Genomic DNA, 17,522 nt, shown 5'->3' on the forward strand with positions numbered 1-17,522 from the left:
AGGGAGCCCCGATGCTGACGGTCTTTGTCTGTATTGCCGCATTGCTGCTGGATGCGTTCTTGGGCGAGCCGCGGCGGCTGCACCCGCTCGCGCTGTTCGGCACCCTGGCAAGCCGCGTGGAGCAGCGGCTGAATACGGAGGGTGCCGACGTTAGCACAGGGCTGCTCGCGGCGGCCATCGTCATCGTCCCGCCGGTGCTGCTCGCCGCGGTGCTGACCCTGGCATTGCCGCCGGCCGCGCTGGTGGTGACGGAGATCGTGGTGCTGTGCCTGGCGTTGGGCCAGCGCAGCCTCGCCGAACACGCCGGCGCGGTCGCCCGACCCCTTGCCGCCGGTGACCTGACAAGCGCCCGTCGGGCCGTTGCTGCCATGGTGAGCCGCGATGCCGAACGACTCGATGCACAGGGGGTTGCCGGCGCCGCAAGCGAGTCGGTGCTGGAGAATGGGGCGGACGCCGTGTTTGCCAGCCTCTTTTGGTATGCGCTCGCCGGCCTGCCGGGGCTTGTCCTGCACCGCCTGGTGAACACCCTGGATGCCATGTGGGGCTACCGCACGCCCCGCTTCTCTCGCTTTGGGCGTTGTGTCGCCCGCCTGGACGATGGCCTCAACTGGGTACCCGCCCGGCTGACTGCCCTGGCGTATGCCATGGTCGGCCGAACTCCGACGGCGTTGTGGTGCTGGTATGTCCAGGCCAGGGAGTGGGAAAGCCCCAACGCTGGCCCCGTCATCGCTGCCGGCGCCGGCGCTCTGGAGGTCACCCTGGGTGGGCCGGCACCGTATCATGGCGGTTGGCGTGACCGGCCATGGCTGGGTGAGGGCGACGCGCCGGATGCGGCAACCCCCATGGCAGCGGTCGCCCTGGTGCGCCGCGCGGTTATGCTGTGGGTCGTGGCCATCCTGCTGGGAGGTCTCGCATGGTCCCTGATCACGGCGGGCGGTTAAACCGGGCGGCCGCGGCGTACGGTATCGCGCTGGAGCACTGGCTGGATCTGTCCACGGGCATTAATCCCTGGCCATGGCCTGTACCGGCATTGCCGGCGTTCGTTTGGCAGCGGCTGCCGGAGGCCGATGACGGCCTGGCGGGCGTGGCCCGGGCCTGGGCCGGCGCGCCCGCTGACGCTGGATGCCTGCCCGTGGCCGGCTCCCAGGCGGCGATCCAGGCCTTGCCGCGTCTGCGTGCCCCCTGCCGGGTGGGCGTGCCGGAGCCCGGGTATGGGGAGCACGCCTGGTGGTGGCGTCAGGCGGGGCACAGTGTCGTTGCCATCCCCCATGGCGCCGTGGACAGGATGCTGGAGACCCTGGATGTGCTGGTCTGGATTCATCCGAACAATCCCACCGGCCTCGCTGTTTCCGCGCAACGCCTGCTGCAGTGGCATCGGAGGCTCGCGGCCCACCGCGGCTGGCTGGTGGCGGACGAGGCGTTCGTTGACCCCACGCCCGAACTAAGCCTGACCGGAGCCGCCGGTAGGGACGGGTTGATCGTGCTCCGTTCCCTCGGCAAATTTTTCGGCCTGGCCGGCTTGCGGGGTGGACTGGTGTTCGGACCCAATGCCCTGTGCCGGGACCTGAAGGCCCTGCTTGGACCCTGGGCCGTGAGTCATCCGGCGCGTTGGCTCATGGCCCAGGCCCTCGCGGACCGCGACTGGCAAGCGGGAACACGACAATGGCTGCCCACCGCCGCCGATGCCCTGGACGTAGTGCTCGCCCGCCACGGCCTGAAGCCCGCCGGCGGCACGGCGCTGTTCCGCTATTGCCCGCATGGGGACGCTGCCGCTGTGCATGAGGCCATGGCCCGGCAGGGCATTCTCACCCGACTGTTTACCAATCCCCCGGCGCTGCGTTTTGGTCTGCCGGCGGATGATGTCGGGTTGAGTACCCTCGATCAGGCACTCCGGGGCGGCCACGGCTGACGCCGCGACGCTCGCGGAGTACGCTGCAAGCGCCGCGCGCCGCGGGCGTGGCGGCGGCAAGATGCCTCAAGTTGCGCCCGTGGTCGCAAGCCTTACGCGTCTCCTGCCGTCTCCTTTGGAAGTTGCGGCAGCTCGGGGGCGTGGCGCAGGAGGGCGACACCTTCTGTCATCATTTCCCCGATCACGGTGCAGTAGGACGGACCGTGGAGCTCCACCCGCCTGGTCGGGTCCTCGTCCGAGGGGGACGTCGTCATGCCAAATTTACTGGCGATGCGGTGCATGCGGCTGTTGTCTGGCTCGGTGACGAGATAGATGTGCGCGACCGACCGATTGCGTGCGTGCATGACCAGGCTGCGGAACAAAGCGGTGCCCAGACCCTGGCCCTGCCATCCGGCCTCGACGCTGAAGGCCAGCTCGGCGCGGCAGCGGCGCGGGCACGCCCGCTCGAGCAGCGCAAACTCCCCCACGGCCCGAAGTTCGCCATCCACGAATGCGCCGAACACAATCACGACGAATGGGTCGGCAGCCTCACAGTAGCTTCGGATGAAGGCATCAGTGACCTCACCGGCGAAGCGGTGACGCCGGTCCTCTGGACTCAGGCGCAGCAAGTGCGCACACCACTGTTTGCGCTCGCTCCACCAGAGCTGCCGGATGACCGGTTCATTGGCCCAGGGATCCTTTGTATCGAATGCATCTACCATGGAACTGGTCTCCTATAGACAGATCTGTTCATTGGTGCGCTGCAATATACCCTGAATCGCCTCCTAAAGACAAGGATACTGAAGGGCCAGGACCGAGTCCCCTTGTTCGAATCCCATCGGGACGCGCGGCTCAGCGCCCTGTCCAGCCACTCCTGAACGAGATCATCGGCCTCGTCGGGGTTGGCAAGAAGGCTTCTCGCAAGACGGTGCAAATGCGGAATCTATTGCGGTAACCGTAAACACGTGCCATCCATCGAATGCACGTAATCCTGCTCGCCTAGGTACGCACCGTCTGTGCGACAGCCGCCATATCAGGGCGCATCTTCACGCCACACACATGGCTGCCATTTGACTCCCAGATCCCCTCTTGCTAGCTTTCTACGCCTTGCAGCAGGTGTCCCGGCCGTTGTCATACGGTGGATCGGGATGAAACGGGAAGTCGGTACCGGCCCGCCCCACGGCACGTGGCCATAATCCGACGCTGCCCCCGCAACGGTGTTTGAGTCAACGGCGCCCAATCAGCCACTGTGCCAGCGGTACGGGAAGGCGGTCGCCGAGAAATGCACGCCATTTCGCTCATCAGCCCGTAGACCGGCCTGCTGTGATGCCGCGCGTTGCGGAGGGCAACGCTCAGGCCGGCCGGACCACTTCCCTGACCCTGCCAGCCTGTCCGTCTCCTGCGCGCGCCACCACTCGATAACCACAACACAAGCCGTGCGGGTGGCACGGTCAAAGGGGACAACCATGCACGTGTGCACACCCGGCAGGGCCGCCCTGGCGGCGGCATGCCTGATTCCTGCCCACGCCAGCGGCGATGGCCAGGCGATCCAACTCAACCCGGTCGTTGTCACGCCGACGCTTTCAACCCAGACGGTTGATGCAAGCCTGAGTTCCGTCACGGTCATCGATCGTGAGACCCTCGACCGCCAGCAGCCGCGGGAGCTCGCCGACGCATTGCGCGGGCGACCGGGCGTTGATCATACCTCCAGCGGCTCGTTCGGCAAGAACACCAGTGTTTTCACCCGTGGCACGGGCAGCGAGTCCACGGTCCTGCTGATCGACGGTATCCGCGTGCGCTCCGCAACCACCGGCTCCGCCCCGTGGCAGTTCATCCCACCCCAGCTGCTCGATCGCGTGGAAGTCGTTCGCGGCCCCCGGAGCAGTCTCTATGGGGCGGACGCCGTCGGCGGCGTCGTTCAGGGATTTACCCCGGACGGGCGGGATCGGGACGCGCACTGGATTCAGGGCGGCGCCGGCTCCTTTGGTTCCCACGAATACGGTGCCGGTGTCGCTGGCAGCAGCGGTGGTACGTCCTGGAGCCTGGGGGCGAACCATTTCCACACCGACGGCACGCAGATCCGCGAGGACGGCGAGGACAAGGGGTTCCATAACACATCCGGCGTTGGCCGCATCACCCACGCGTTCGACGGTGGCCTGGAGCTGGGCCTGCTCGGTTTCCGGGCCCAGGGCAATACCGAGTTCGACGGCGGGGACACGGATTTCGTCACCCAGACCGTCGGCGCCACCGCCGGCGTGCCGGTGACCGAACGGTGGCTTGCCCGGCTGCAGGTGAGCGAGGGCCGGGACGAACAGGAAACGTCGGGCGACTTCGGAGTCTCCATCTTCGACACCCGCACCCGCACGGCGCGCCTGGAGAACTCTCTCACTCACGGCAGCAACGAGCTGATCGTGGGCGGGGAGTTCCAGCGAGACGAAGTGGACAGTACCACCGAGTTCGCAGAGGACCGGCGCGATAACCGCGCGGCCTTCGGCCAGTACCTGGTCACAGGTGGGGGCGCGGACATCCAGTTCAGTGCGCGTTTCGACAGTAACGAGGCCTTCGGGGACCACGTGACGGGGGCGGTGGCCATCGGCCAGCAGCTCGATGCCTGGCACCGTGTGCGTCTGAGCTACGGCACGGCCTTCCGCGCGCCGACCTTCAACGACCTCTACACGCCGGATCTCGGCTTTTTCGAGGGCAATCCGGATCTGTCACCGGAGAAGTCGCAGACTGCGGAGCTTGGGTTCCGCGGCCAGTATGGGGCCGGGTACTGGGACGTTGCGCTGTTTCAGACCTACGTCGACGACCTGATCCAGAACCAGTCAGACCCCGAAGGTGTGCTGCGCCCCGAGAATGTGGATCGCGCCCGCATGCAGGGCGTGGAGCTGGGTGCGGGGGCGCGGCTGGGTGCTTGGGAGCTCGCCAGCAGTGCCTCACTCATCGACCCCCGGGATCGTGACACCGGCAATCGGCTCGCCCGCCGCTCCACCGCCAGTGCCAGGCTCGACATTGACCGCTCTCTCGGCCATTTTTCCGTCGGCGCCTCGGGGGTCGCCCAGGGAGATCGGTATAACGATGCCGACAACGAAGAGCGGCTCTCCGGTTTCGGCCTGGTGAATCTGCGCGCAGGCTGGGCGTTTGCCCGACATTGGTCCACGCAGCTCACGGTCGACAACGTATTCGACAGGGACTACGAGACCGTCGGCGGTTTCAAAAACGCCGGCCGCAACGCCTTCCTGAGCGTGCGCTACGGGAATCGATGATGTTGCGCCTGGCCTTGTCTTGCCTGCTGCTGATACCGGCCGTCGCCTCCGCGGGCACTGTGTTTGGCATTGTCTCCGAGCGCTCCGCCGCCGAGGTGGCGGCGGGGGCGCACGCGTTTCTCGACGCCTACCCGGATCACGCCGTCGTGCTGCGCACCCCGGAGCAGCTGGCGGGCAAGTCCGACGGCGAAGTGGCGTCGCTGTGGCAGGAGGCGGACGCCATCTTCCTGGCCGCCGTGTTCGACGATCAGGTCGGGCGGCTGGCACGCCTGCTGCGCCAGCAACCTCCCGGCGCCGATGTGCCCGTCCTGGCCATGAACAGCGACCGCCGCATCACCCGGCTGTCGCGGCTGGGTGGTGAGTTCGTGCTGGAGAACCTGTCGGACGCAGCCATCACCGAGCTGTCGGCTAACCCTGACCCCGGCGAGGACCCGCAGAAACACCTGAGCGCGCTGCGGGCACAGTTCCCGGAGCAGGATGCCTGGCTGGTGGGTCGTGCCTTCTATCAGGGGCGTAGCCCGGAGCACATTGCGGGCATGTTGCGCTGGCTGCTGGCGCAGGCCGGGCACGGCGTCGACGTGCCGCAGCCGGCACGCCGGGAGACCGTGCGCTACTACCGCCATGGCGAAGTGCGTGCCGACCCGCAGGCCATGGAACTGGAGGAGGGGCCGGCCGTGGCGCTGCTCGATCTGGACTCCGGCGATCGTCCAGGCGACCGCGCCCTGCTGGATGCCGCCTGCGCGGCGCTCGAAGAGCGGGGTATCCAGTGCTTCGCGGTATTGGCCCGCTGGGGCGGGGCCAGTGTGGAGGCCGTGGTCACCCTGGCGCGGCGCGCGGCGCCCGCCTCCCTGGCCGGGGTGGTCAGCCTGCAGGATTTCACGGTCGGCGGCGGCGAGGGCCGGCGGGAGGTTACCGAAGCCTTCGGCGAGCTGGATGTCCCCGTGGTCAAGGGCATCCGCCTAAGCGACCTCAGCAAACCGCAGTGGCAGTTCTCGGAGGCGGGCATTCCCTGGGATGCCGTGCACTACCAGCTGGCCATGCCTGAACTCCAGGGCGTCAGCCAGCCCATGGTGCTCTCCGTGGCGCAGCCCTCGGAGACCGACGACGCCACCGGTGTGCGGCTGACACTCACCCGGCCGGTTGACGAGCGCGTCGCCGCCCTGACGGACCGCATGGAGCGCTGGAGGCGCTTGCAGCAGCTCGATAACGCCGACAAGCGCGTGGCGCTGGTCTACTACAACCACCCGCCCGGGCGGCACAACGTGGGCGCAGACAAGCTGGATGTCCCGGAATCCCTGTTCGAGATGCTCCAGCAGCTCAAGGCGGCGGGCTACGAGACCGGCGCGTTGCCGGAGGACGCCGAGGCTCTGCATGACAAAATCCAGGACCGCGGGATCAATTTGCCGGATAGCCGTTCGGGGCTCGAGGACCTGGCGGGCAGGGTGCCGTCGCTGTCCGAACCGTCCTACCTGGCCTATTTCGCCAGCCTGCCGGGGGTGATCCGGGCGGAGCTGCAGCACGGCCCCGTGGGTTATTTGCACGCGCGCTTGCTCGGCGCCAAGGAGCAGGATCACCAGACGCTGGCGCAAGGGCTGCTGGACCGGGGTCTCGGTGACCTCCGGCACATGCTCGAGAACCACGAGCACGCGTCCCAGCGCCGGGCTCTGGACCTGCTGCGGCAGTATCGGCACGGCTGGGAGGAGCTGCTCCAGCGCGGCGGAGACACCGATGGCGTCAGCGCTCTGCGTGATGCCCTGATCCGCACAGGCATCCCCGGTCTCACTGGCTGGGGTGAGGCGCCGGGCGAGGCCATGGTGAGCGATGGCGCGATGGTGTTCCCAGGGCTGCGTTTCGGCAATGTCTTCATCGGTCCGCAGCCGCCGCGGGGCTGGGAAGTGAGCGAGGCGCTGCTGCACGCCAATACCACCTTCCCGCCCACGCACCACTACGTGGGCTTCTATCACTGGCTACGCGATCATTTCGAGGCCGACGCCCTGGTCTACGTGGGCCGGCACTCCACCCGCGAGTTTCTGCCCCGCAGGCGCGCCGGGCTGGCCGGTGACGACTACCCGGAGCTGCTGGGTGCCGACCTGCCGGTGATCTACCCCTACATCGTCGACGGCGTGGGTGAGGGCATCCAGGCCAAGCGCCGCTCCATGGGCGTGATCGTGAGCCACCTGACCCCGCCGCTGGAGACCACGGAGCTCTATGACGACCTGCTGGAGCTGCGCCAGCTGGTGGAGACGTTCGAGTCGGCCACGGATCCTGAGTCGCCCGCCCGCGCGCGGGCGGTGGACACGCTCCGGGAGCGCATCGCGGCGCTGGATCTCAGCGACGAGATTGAGCACGAGCACGAGCTCGAGCACGGACACCATCACCACGGCGCGCGCCACGAGGACGCTCAAGGCGACGACCATCACCACGCCAGCGAGTCGGATCATCAGCACGCGGATGACGCGCTCGGAGGCCTGGCCGACGTTGACGATGAACTGCTTGTCCACGAGGTGGGCCACTACGTGACCCAAATGCAGGAGCAGTTCATGCCCATCGGCCTGCACGTGTTCGGGCGTGACTGGAAGGACGACGCCATCGAGACCATGCTTGGCTCCATGGCGGGCGACGATGAACCGGAGCCCCAGTGGCGCGACGACCTGGCCGGGTCGCCGGGGAACGAGATGGCAAACTTCCTGGCTGCGCTGGAGGGGCGTTTCATACCGCCCGCCCGGGGCAACGACCCGGTGCGCACACCGGGCGTGCTTCCCACCGGCCGCAACTTCCACGCCCTCTCCGGGGACCTGGTGCCCACCCGCGTGGCCTGGTCCCTGGGTCAGGCGATGGCGGCCGCCGCCCGTGACCGGGGCGACCCGCAGGCGCAGGGCAGCGAGGCCATCGTGCTCTGGGCTTCCGACACCGTGCGTGACGAGGGCGTCATGGTTGCCTTCGGGCTGGACATGCTCGGGGTGCGCCCGCGGTGGAACTCCCGCGGCATCGTCGAAGGCCTGGAGCGTATGCCGCTGGAGGATCGCGGGCGCCGGCGCGATGCGCTGTTCACCACCTCGGGGCTGTTTCGGGATCTCTACGAGGATCAGCTCGTGTGGCTGGACCAGGCCGTGCGCCTGGCCCTGGACGGTGCCTCCGAGACCATCCGCGCGCAGCACCCGCAGCTCGCCCGGGCATTGGACGAAGCGCTGCGCACGCTGCCCGAGGACTGGCGCGATCCGGGTGACGAATCCCTGGCGGACAACCATGTGGCGGCCCGCTGGGTGGCGGACACCCGCGAACTCGTGGACAACGGCGCGGCGCTCGAGGAGGCCGGTCGCGACGCCGCCCTGCGTGTGTTCGGCACGGCCCCCGGGGCCTATGGTGCCGGGGTGAACCGGCTGGCGGAGCGCTCCGGTGCCTGGGAGGAGCGCAGCGAAGTGGCCGCCGCCTACCTGCGCCGCATGGGCCACGCCTACGGCAGTGAGGCCAGCGGCGAGCCGGCCCATGCTGCCTTCGAGGCGCGCCTGCAGTCCGTGGGCCGCACCTACCTGGGCCGTGCCAGTCACGTCTACGGGTTGCTGGACAACGACGACGGCTTCGATTTCCAGGGCGGACTGTCCCTGGCCGTGGAATCCCTCACCGGGGAGGCGCCGGACAACCGGGTGCTCATGCACGCCGACGTGGACAACCCGCGGGTGGAGTCCCTGCATCGGGCCCTCCTCGGAGAGCTGCGCCGGCAGAATCTGAACCCCCAATGGCTCGAGCCGCTCATGGACCACGGCTATGCCGGTGCGCGCACCATGGGCGCCGACTTTCTCGATAACCTTTGGGGCTGGCAGGTCACCAGCCCGGACGTGGTGCGCTCCTGGGCGTGGGACGCGGTCCACGACGTCTACTTCCAGGACAGCCACGGCATCGGGCTGGACGCCTTCCTGGAAAAGGACCACAACGTACACGTGAAGATGCACATGCAGGCCATCACCCTGGTGGCCGCGCACCGGGAATTCTGGGACGCGGGCGACCACGTCATCGATGCCCAGGCCCGGGAGTTCGCCGAGCTGGTGGTCGAGCACGGTCTGCCCGGCGGCGGCCACACCAGGCCGGATCATCCCACCATGGACTGGGTGGCGGATCGCCTGGACGACGCCGACCTGGCCCAGGGCTTCGATGGCGTGCGCGCCGCGGCACAGATGGGTCTTGCCGAGCAGGCCATGGATCCGGCCACCGTCGCGGCAGTGGATATCACCGACGCGCCGGCCGAGGCGACCGGGGATGCAGCCGAGGAGCAGGCGGAGGACCACGCCGGCGGGCAGGCCGTCGAGGGCGGGCGCGTGCTGCTGCCGTGGCTTGTGTTGGGGGCTGCGGTGTTGCTGCTTGGTGGCGGGATCTACGCGGGGCGGCGGTATTAACACGCGCAACGACGAGGTGAACGATGTTCACATCGGCAACGCTGGACATCATGGACGCGGTGGTCGGCTGGCTCCTGGAGCCGGTGATCATTTCACTGCTGGCGCTGGTGGCACTGGCCCTCTGGGAGCTGGGTTTGGCGCTCGGGGAACGCACCGGCGGCGTGCGGCGCATGGAAGCCAACGGCGATGCCGCCGCCGTGGCACGGCGCGCGCAACGGCGCATCGACCGTGCCGACCTGCTGGCCCGCGTCGGACCCATGCTTGGCCTCATGGGCACACTCATTCCGCTGGGTCCCGGGCTCGCGGCGCTGGGCCGGGGCGAACTCGATGTGCTGGCCCAGGCCGTCACCATCGCCTTCAATACCACGGTGCTGGGGCTGCTGGTGGGCATTCTCGGCTTTCTGATCGGCCGGTTGCGCCGGCGCTGGTATGACGCCGCAATGGCGCGGCTGGAGGGTGCGCCATGACGGTGCCGTCTTACCGGCGCAGCCGCTTTGATGCCGGGGATGAGGAGCCCATGGGGCCGCTCGCCAACCTGGCGGACATCATGTTGGTGTTCGCCGTGGGTTTGATGGTGGCTTTGGCCGCGTCCGGGGGCGGCCGGGAGGAGTTCAGCCAGGGTGGAATCGATGTGGAAACCGGTGAGGAACTGCCGGACGTGCCCGCCGAGGCCGGGGAAGCGGGCAGCGGCTACGAGGCCGTGGGGCAGGTCTACCGCGACCCGCAGACGGGGCGCATGGTGCTGATCGGGGGGGACGACTAATGGCGACGAGACACCGCGTTCTGGCGGCCGTGATCGCCGGCGCCGTCGCCGGCGGTTTCGCCGGCTCGCCGGTGACGGCCGCCGAGCGCGCCTGCGTCACCGATGACGCCGACCGGGTGGTCTGCCTGGATACGCCCCCGGAGCGCATTATCGCCCTGTCCCCCGGCGCCACGGAGCTGCTGTTCGCAGCTGGCGCCGGTGAGCAGATCGTCGGCACCGTGAGCTACAGCGACTACCCGCCCGAGGCGAAAGACATTCCCCGGGTTGGTAGTTACAAGCGGCTCGACATGGAAGTTCTGGTGGCAAAGCAGCCGGATCTGGTCGTCGGCTGGGTGAGCGGCAATCCCACGGAGCAGCTCGAGCGCATCGACGCGCTGGGTGTCACGCTGTACCTGTCCGAACCGCGGGATTTCGACGATGTCGCCACGACCCTGGAGCGCCTGGGCACCCTGGCGGACACCAGCGACCTGGCGCAGGCGCGCGCGCAGGCGTTTCGTGAGGAGATCGCCGCAATTCGCGAGGCCCATGGCGATGCGGACCCGGTGCGGGTGTTTTATCAGGTCTGGCCGGATCCGCTCATGACCATAAACGACGATCACCTGATCAGCCAGGCGGCGGCCCTGTGCGGCGGCGAGAACGTCTTCGGCGATTTGGCCAGCCTGACCCCGCGCATCGATGAGGAATCGGTGCTGGCGCGCGACCCGGAGGCCATCGTCGCCGGCGGCATGGGCGAAGCAGACGCGACCTGGCTGGACCCCTGGCGGCGGTTTGACAGCCTGGAGGCGGTGCGCAAGGACAACCTGTTTTTCGTGCCGCCGTCGAGCATCCAGCGGCCAACGCCGCGGCTCGTGGAGGGCAGCCGCCTGCTCTGCGAGCAGCTGGAGAGGGCCCGTGAGCGGCGCTGAGGGCGGCGTCTCGCCGGCAGCGGCGGCGCGCCCGGCCATCGGCTCCGGGCGGTTCGTGCCGCCGCTGCTCGCCCTGTTGTGCCTGGCCGTCACCTCCGTCCTGGTCGCCGTGGCCCTCGGCAGTGTCCGCGTGCCGCCCGCCGAGCTGTGGGCGGTGCTCACCGGCGACGGCTCGCCGCTGCACCGCACCCTGGTGCTGGAACTCCGCGCCCCACGCGCCCTGGCAGCCTTCGCCGTGGGCGGGCTGCTGGCGGTAGCCGGAGCGCTGATGCAGGTGCTTCTGCGTAACCCCCTGGCGGACCCCTACGTGCTGGGCCTCTCCGGCGGTGCCGCCGTGGGGGCGCTGGCCGCCATGCTCGCGGGGCTGGGCGCGGCGGTGGTCTCCGGCTTCGCCTTCGCCGGTGCGCTGCTGTCCACCGTGTTGGTTTTCGGCCTTGCCCACGGCACCGGCAGCTGGACGCCCACGCGGCTCCTGCTCACCGGCGTCGTCGTGGCGGCCGGCTGGGGGGCGGTGATCACGTTCATGCTGGCGGTCGGGCCCACGGAACGCTTGCCCGGCATGTTGTACTGGTTGATGGGGGATCTCACCTATGCGCGCACCCCCTGGGTGGCCTTTGCAGTGCTGGGGGCGGTGTGCGTGCTGGTGATCCCCCTGGGGCGCAGCCTGAACGTGCTTGCGCGCGGGCCGCTGCAGGCCGCCGCCCTGGGGGTGCCCGTGCGCGCCCTGGAGTGGTCCATCTACGTCGGGGCCAGCCTGATTACCGCCGTGGCGGTGACCACGGCGGGTAGTATCGGTTTCGTCGGCCTTGTGGTGCCCCACATGCTGCGCCTGGTGCTGGGCAACGACCAGCGTCTGATTCTGCCGGCCGCTGCCCTGGCCGGCGGCGCGCTGCTGGCGCTTGCCGATACCCTGGCGCGCACCATGATCGCCCCGGAGCAGCTGCCCGTGGGCGTCATCACCGCGCTGCTCGGCGTGCCCACGTTCCTGTACCTGCTGTACCGGAGCCGCTGATGGCCGTGCTCGCGACCCAGGACCTGGTGATCGATATCCCGGGGCGCCCGGATGGCGCGCCGCTGGACCTCACGCTTGCGCCCGGGCAGATCTGGGGCGTGCTGGGCCCCAACGGAGCCGGCAAGACGACGTTGCTGCACACCCTGGCCGGCCTGCGTGCGGCCCGGCGTGGTGCGGTGACCCTGGACGGGCAACCACTCCGGCAGTTGCGGCGCAAGCGCGTCGCAAGGGCCCTGGCCGTCGTGTTCCAGGAGCGCCAGGACGGTTTCCCGGCCACCGTGCTGGAGACCGTGCTCATCGGCCGGCACCCGTACCTGGCGCCCTGGGATATGGAAACGGCGGACGACCTGGCAATTGCCCGGGGCGCGCTTGAGTGCATGGAGCTTGCATCCCTGGAGCCGCGGCTGGTCAACACACTCTCCGGCGGCGAGCGTCAGCGCGTGGCCATTGCCACGGCTTTGGCGCAAACGCCGGAGTTCTGGCTTGCGGATGAGCCGACCAATCACCTGGATCTGCGCCACCAGGTCTGCGTCATGGAGCTGTTGCGTACGCAGGCGCAGGCCCAGCGCGGGGTGTTGCTCTGCCTCCACGACATCAACCTGGCGGCGCGCTGGTGCGATCACGTGCTGCTGCTCTACCCCGACGGCGAGGCCTGTTGGGGGCCCTCGGGCACCATGCTGGTGCCCGAGGCCCTGGAGCGGCTCTACCAGCAGCCGCTGGCACGCACCGAGTTGGACGGCGCCCAGGTATTCGTGCCTAAGGCAACGGGAGCGATCAAGCCCCCGCGGCCGGCTGCACACGGGAGACATAGCCAATGACAGATGCACCCATAACGCCCCGGGGCACCGCCCCGGCAGTCCTGATCAGCGCCCCCGCCTCCGGCTCCGGCAAGTCAATGATGACCGCGGCGCTGGCGCGGCTTCACCGCAATGCCGGTCGCGACGTGCGGGTGTTCAAGTACGGCCCGGATTACCTCGATCCCATGGTGCTTGAGACGGCCTCCGGCAACCCGGTCTACCAGCTCCACCCCTGGATGACCGGCATGGACGAATGCCGCTGGCGCCTGGCCCGCGCCGCCGCCACAGCGGACCTGGTGCTGGTGGAAGGGTCCATGGGCCTGTTCGATGGTGATCCGGCCACCGCCGACCTCGCCGCGGCCGCCGGCATTCCGGTTGTGCCCGTGATCGATGCCGCCGGCATGGCACAGACCCTTGCCGCAGTGGCCCTGGGGCTGGATCAGTACCGCGACGATGTCTGCCTCGCGGGCGTCATCGCCAACCGCGTGGGCAGTGCGGGGCATGGCCGCATGCTTGCCGAGGCCCTGCCGGAGCGCCTGCCGCTCCTTGGCGCGGTGCCGCGGGATGATGCCATGAGCATCCCCGACCGGCACCTGGGATTGGTGCAGGCCGGTGAACTCCCGGACCTGGACCGGCGCCTTGATGCCGCGGCCGAACTGCTGCGCGAGGCCGGTCTGGATGCATTGCCGGCGAGCGTGACACTGGCCGGGGAACCGCCGCCGAAGCCGCCGCGGCTGCTCGACGGGGCGCGCATTGCCGTCGCCAGGGACGCCGCCTTTGCCTTCATCTATCGCGCCAACCTCGAGCTGCTCGAGGCCATGGGGGCAGACCTGCGGGAATTCTCGCCCTTGGCCGACCAGGCCCTGCCCGCGTGCGATGCCCTGTGGCTGCCCGGTGGTTACCCGGAGCTGCACGCCCGGCAGCTGGCGGACAATCTGCCCATGCTGCTCGCCATCCGCTCCCACCACGCCGCGGGCAAACCCATCCTGGCGGAGTGCGGCGGGCTGATGGCCTGCATGGACACGCTGGTCGACGGCGATGGCAAAGCCCACCGCATGCTGGGACTCTTGCCCGGACAGGCGGCCATGGCCGGGAAGCTGATGGGCCTTGGGCTGCAGTCCCTGGCGCTGCCGGGCGGCGAGCTGCGCGGGCATACCTTCCATCACTCGCGCCTGGAGGCGGAGCTCGAGCCCGTGGCCCGCACACGCCGCCACCGTGGCGGGACACCGGGTGAGGCCATCTACCGCGATGGCGCTCTCACCGCCAGCTACTACCATGCCTACTTCCCGTCCGCGCCGGCGGCCACCGCCGCCCTGTTCCGCGGGACAGCATTGGAGGAGATCGGCCATGCGTGAAAACGCCAAGGATCCGGACCGTCATGCCGCGCGCATGGCGAAGAAAAAACGCGCCATCGACGAGCGCATTGCCCGTGCCCAGGCGGACAAGGGCGTGCTGGTGGTTCTCACTGGCCCCGGCAAGGGCAAGAGCAGCTCCGGCTTCGGCATGGTTGCCCGCGCCCTGGGTCATGGCATGCAGGTGGGTATCGTGCAGTTCATCAAGGGCGCGTTCGTCACCGGCGAGGACCGCTTCTTCCGCGGCCACCCCAATGTCACCTACCACGTCATGGGGGAAGGCTACACCTGGGACACCCAGGACCGCACCCGGGATGAGGAGGCCGCCCGTGCCGCCTGGGACAAGGCCGTGGCCATGCTTCGGGAACCCGCCTACGGCCTGGTGCTCCTGGACGAGCTGAACATCGCCCTGCGCTACGAATACCTGGACCTCGACCGCGTCCTGGATGACCTTCTGGCTCGTCCCGCCATGCAGCACGTAGTGGTTACCGGCCGCAACGCCAAGCGGGAACTCATTGACATCGCCGACACGGTGACGGAGATGAGCGTCGAGAAGCACGCCTTCAAAGACGGTGGCGTGCGGGCGCAGAAAGGCGTCGAGCTGTAGGCCGGGCGCATGCCACCATGGCCACACTGATGATCCAGGGCACCACATCCGACGCCGGCAAGAGCACGGTGGTGGCCGCGCTGTGCCGGTGGCTCGCGCGCAAGGGTGTGTCGGTGGCGCCGTTCAAGCCCCAGAATATGGCGCTGAACAGCGCCGTGACCGTCGACGGTGGCGAGATCGGCCGCTCCACGGCACTGCAGGCCCTGGCCTGCGGCATCGCCCCGCACAGCGACATGAACCCGGTGCTGCTCAAACCCCAGAGTGACCGCGGTGCCCAGGTCATCCTGCGGGGTCATGTGTACGGCAACATGGATGCGGTCGCCTACCACCGCTTCAAGGCCAGCGCGCGCGAGGCGGTCATGGCGGCCTGGGAGAGTCTGACAGCCCGCTTTGATGCGGTCATCGCCGAAGGTGCGGGCAGCCCGGCAGAGGTCAATCTGCGCGAGCACGACATCGCCAACATGGGCTTTGCCGAGGCCGCCGACTGCCCGGTGTTGCTGGTGGGTGACATCGATCGCGGTGGCGTCTTCGCCCAGCTGGTGGGCACGCTCGCGCTGGTCTCCGGCAGCGAGCGCGCGCGAATCCGTGGCTTCGTGATCAACCGATTTCGCGGTGACCCGGCCCTGCTCGAGAGCGGCCTGGACTGGCTCGAGGCGCGCACGGGGACGCCGGTGGTCGGCGTGCTCCCGTTCCTCCCGGGCCTGGTGCTGGACGCCGAAGACAGCATCGGGCGCGCCGGCAGCGGCGGCGGCGAGGGCGCGCTGCGCGTCGTCGTCCCCGCTTTGCCGCGCATGAGCAACCACACCGATTTCGACCCGCTGCGCCTGCATCCGCAGGTGGATCTGCAATTCATCGGCCCGCATCAGTCGCCGCCGCCGGCGGATCTCATCATACTGCCCGGCAGCAAGAGCACCCGCGGGGATCTCACCTGGTTGCGCGACCACGGCTGGGAGCAGGTGTTGCAGCGGCATTTACGCTATGGCGGCCGGGTACTGGGCATCTGCGGCGGCTACCAGATGCTCGGGCGCAGCGTCGCCGATCCGGACGGTATTGAGGGCGAGTCGGGCACGACCCCGGGATTCGCGCTGCTGGATCTGGAGACACGCCTGATCGCCGGCAAGCGGCTGCGTGAGGTGACGGGCACGCTGGAACCCGAGGGGGCGGTTTTACGCGGCTACGAGATCCACAATGGGGTCACCACCGGAGCGGCCTTGAGTCGCCCCCTGCTGCGGCTCGATGGCCGAGTGGACGGTGCCGTGAGCGGGGACGCCCAGGTGTTCGGCTGTTACGTACACGGCTTGTTCGACCAACCGGATGCGGCCAATGCCCTGCTGGCCCGCGCCGGGCTTGTCGGCGGCGAGGCGGTGGATTACCCGGCCCACCGCGAGGCCGAGTTGGACCGCCTGGCGGATGCGGTGGAGGCCCACCTCGATCCCGCGTGGTTGCAGGAGGTGTTGACGGTGGGGTAGCCGTGCGTCGAAGGCGCAGCGCTGCCGTTTATTGATCCGTCAACAAGTGCCGGCAAAACTCCGGCACCGCCAGCGCGCCGCGGTGGATGGCGGCGTTGTAATATTGGGTGCGGAACGGCTTGCGCTCCACGTCCCCTGCGCGAAACTGCGTGAGGTCCGCCCCCTTGCCCGCCATGGTGGCGGACCACCATCCGGAGGGATAGCTGCACACCGGGTACTGCAGCGTGACCACGCGCGTAAAGCCGGCCCTGCGCATGGCGCCGTGGAGCTCGCGCAACAGGGTGTCCACGTGCAGGATGGGTGATTCGCTCTGCTGCACGATCAGGCCGTCGTCGGCCACCGCCCGGTGGACGTCGCGGAAGAAGGCTTCGCCGAAGAGCCCCGCCGCCGGGCCCACCGGGTCGGTGCTGTCGACGATCAGTACGTCCACGCTGCCGGCCCCCAGGTCCTTGATGTACTGGACGCCGTCCTCGAACCGCAGCGTGGCGCGCGGATCGTCATTGGCGCCGCAGAGCTCCGGGAAGAAGCGCTCCGACGCCCGAGTGACCCCTGCGTCGATATCGACCTGGGTGCAATGCGCCACGCCCCGGTGCTTGAGTACCTCCTGCAGCATGCCGCAGTCGCCGCCGCCGATGATGAGCACGTTGCGGGGCGCGGGGTGGGTGAACAGCACCGGGTGGGACATCATCTCATGGTAGGTGAAGTTGTCGCGGCTGGTCAGCATCACGCAGCCGTCAATTACCAGCAGCCGGCCCCAGCGCGTGGTCTCGTAGACTTCAATCCTCTGGTACGGGGTCTGCTCCTCGTGCAGCTTCTCCTTTAATTCCAGCGAGAACGCGATGCCTTCCTCACCGAAGGGCTCGCTGAACCAGCGCTCGCTATCCAGTGCCATGGTTCGCCTCCCTTGCGCAGCCCGTATGAGCTGCGTCCAAACACGCAATGGCCGGCGATTATGCGCAAAGCAGCCGGCCGTGACCAGTCCTCGCCGACCGCGCGGCGTCGTGCAAACGTGAGAAGGCAAGGCGCGTGGCAAGCCGATGGTGTTACCCGTGTTACCCTGATGCGGCGCCGT

15 protein-coding genes and 1 riboswitch are annotated in these 17,522 nt (G+C 68.8%); of the genes, 12 read left to right on the plus strand and 3 right to left on the minus strand.

Going from position 1 to position 17,522, the window contains the following annotated elements; translation table 11 throughout:
- Positions 1-11: 11 nt before the first annotated feature.
- Together cbiB and cobD are read left to right on the plus strand one after the other, a co-directional pair.
- Positions 12-941 (plus strand): adenosylcobinamide-phosphate synthase CbiB, encoded by a 930-nt coding sequence (gene cbiB, locus QZT63_RS10320; protein WP_290650915.1) that lies wholly within the window; start codon positions 12-14, stop codon positions 939-941.
- Entirely contained in the window at positions 914-1,909 is a 996-nt protein-coding gene (gene cobD / locus QZT63_RS10325; protein ID WP_290650916.1) for a threonine-phosphate decarboxylase CobD, read from the plus strand. Before cbiB ends, cobD begins: the two co-directional genes overlap by 28 nt.
- A gap of 92 nt (positions 1,910-2,001) precedes the next feature.
- Here cobD and QZT63_RS10330 read toward each other — a convergent pair whose 3' ends face one another.
- Entirely contained in the window at positions 2,002-2,610 is a 609-nt protein-coding gene (locus QZT63_RS10330; protein WP_290650918.1) for a GNAT family N-acetyltransferase, read from the minus strand.
- Positions 2,604-2,822 carry a sigma factor gene (locus QZT63_RS20080; protein ID WP_366636676.1) on the minus strand — a complete coding sequence of 73 codons (219 nt, stop codon included), beginning with the start codon at positions 2,820-2,822 and terminating at the stop codon, positions 2,604-2,606. The genes QZT63_RS10330 and QZT63_RS20080 overlap by 7 nt, the downstream gene beginning before the upstream one ends.
- 163 nt (positions 2,823-2,985) lie before the next feature.
- A riboswitch (cobalamin riboswitch) is annotated at positions 2,986-3,225 on the plus strand.
- Positions 3,226-3,354: 129 nt separating this feature from the next.
- On the opposite strand from QZT63_RS20080, the gene QZT63_RS10335 reads away from it, so the two are divergent.
- The 10 genes from QZT63_RS10335 to QZT63_RS10380 are packed head-to-tail and all read left to right on the plus strand — an operon-like array spanning position 3,355 to position 16,450.
- The gene (locus tag QZT63_RS10335) at positions 3,355-5,154 is read left to right on the plus strand and encodes a TonB-dependent receptor (protein ID WP_290650920.1); all 1,800 of its coding nucleotides are present in this window, start codon (positions 3,355-3,357) and stop codon (positions 5,152-5,154) included.
- Positions 5,154-9,545, plus strand: coding sequence for a cobaltochelatase subunit CobN (locus QZT63_RS10340; RefSeq protein ID WP_290650953.1), 4,392 nt, complete (start codon positions 5,154-5,156; stop codon positions 9,543-9,545). Before QZT63_RS10335 ends, QZT63_RS10340 begins: the two co-directional genes overlap by 1 nt.
- Before the next feature lie 23 nt (positions 9,546-9,568).
- Positions 9,569-10,012, plus strand: coding sequence for a MotA/TolQ/ExbB proton channel family protein (locus QZT63_RS10345; RefSeq protein WP_290650922.1), 444 nt, complete (start codon positions 9,569-9,571; stop codon positions 10,010-10,012).
- Positions 10,009-10,308: a DUF2149 domain-containing protein gene (locus tag QZT63_RS10350; protein ID WP_290650924.1), complete on the plus strand. Its 300-nt coding sequence runs from the start codon at positions 10,009-10,011 to the stop codon at positions 10,306-10,308. The genes QZT63_RS10345 and QZT63_RS10350 overlap by 4 nt, the downstream gene beginning before the upstream one ends.
- Positions 10,308-11,213 (plus strand): cobalamin-binding protein, encoded by a 906-nt coding sequence (locus QZT63_RS10355; protein ID WP_290650926.1) that lies wholly within the window; start codon positions 10,308-10,310, stop codon positions 11,211-11,213. Before QZT63_RS10350 ends, QZT63_RS10355 begins: the two co-directional genes overlap by 1 nt.
- Positions 11,214-11,268: 55 nt before the next feature.
- Entirely contained in the window at positions 11,269-12,225 is a 957-nt protein-coding gene (locus QZT63_RS10360; RefSeq protein WP_290650954.1) for an iron ABC transporter permease, read from the plus strand.
- Complete coding sequence (locus QZT63_RS10365; protein WP_290650928.1) at positions 12,225-13,043, plus strand: ABC transporter ATP-binding protein; 819 nt, start codon at positions 12,225-12,227, stop codon at positions 13,041-13,043. Before QZT63_RS10360 ends, QZT63_RS10365 begins: the two co-directional genes overlap by 1 nt.
- Positions 13,040-14,377 (plus strand): cobyrinate a,c-diamide synthase, encoded by a 1,338-nt coding sequence (locus QZT63_RS10370; protein ID WP_290650929.1) that lies wholly within the window; start codon positions 13,040-13,042, stop codon positions 14,375-14,377. The genes QZT63_RS10365 and QZT63_RS10370 overlap by 4 nt, the downstream gene beginning before the upstream one ends.
- Positions 14,370-14,981 carry a cob(I)yrinic acid a,c-diamide adenosyltransferase gene (gene cobO / locus QZT63_RS10375; protein ID WP_290650931.1) on the plus strand — a complete coding sequence of 204 codons (612 nt, stop codon included), beginning with the start codon at positions 14,370-14,372 and terminating at the stop codon, positions 14,979-14,981. The genes QZT63_RS10370 and cobO overlap by 8 nt, the downstream gene beginning before the upstream one ends.
- 17 nt (positions 14,982-14,998) lie before the next feature.
- Entirely contained in the window at positions 14,999-16,450 is a 1,452-nt protein-coding gene (locus QZT63_RS10380) for a cobyric acid synthase (protein WP_290650933.1), read from the plus strand.
- Between the two features lie 28 nt (positions 16,451-16,478).
- On the opposite strand, the gene speE is transcribed toward QZT63_RS10380, so the two are convergent.
- The gene (gene speE / locus QZT63_RS10385) at positions 16,479-17,342 is read right to left on the minus strand and encodes a polyamine aminopropyltransferase (protein WP_290650934.1); all 864 of its coding nucleotides are present in this window, start codon (positions 17,340-17,342) and stop codon (positions 16,479-16,481) included.
- Positions 17,343-17,522: the final 180 nt, after the last annotated feature.

The sequence above is a fragment of the Aquisalimonas sp. genome, from assembly GCF_007120195.1.
In the GTDB taxonomy this organism is placed as follows: Bacteria; Pseudomonadota; Gammaproteobacteria; order Nitrococcales; family Aquisalimonadaceae; genus Aquisalimonas.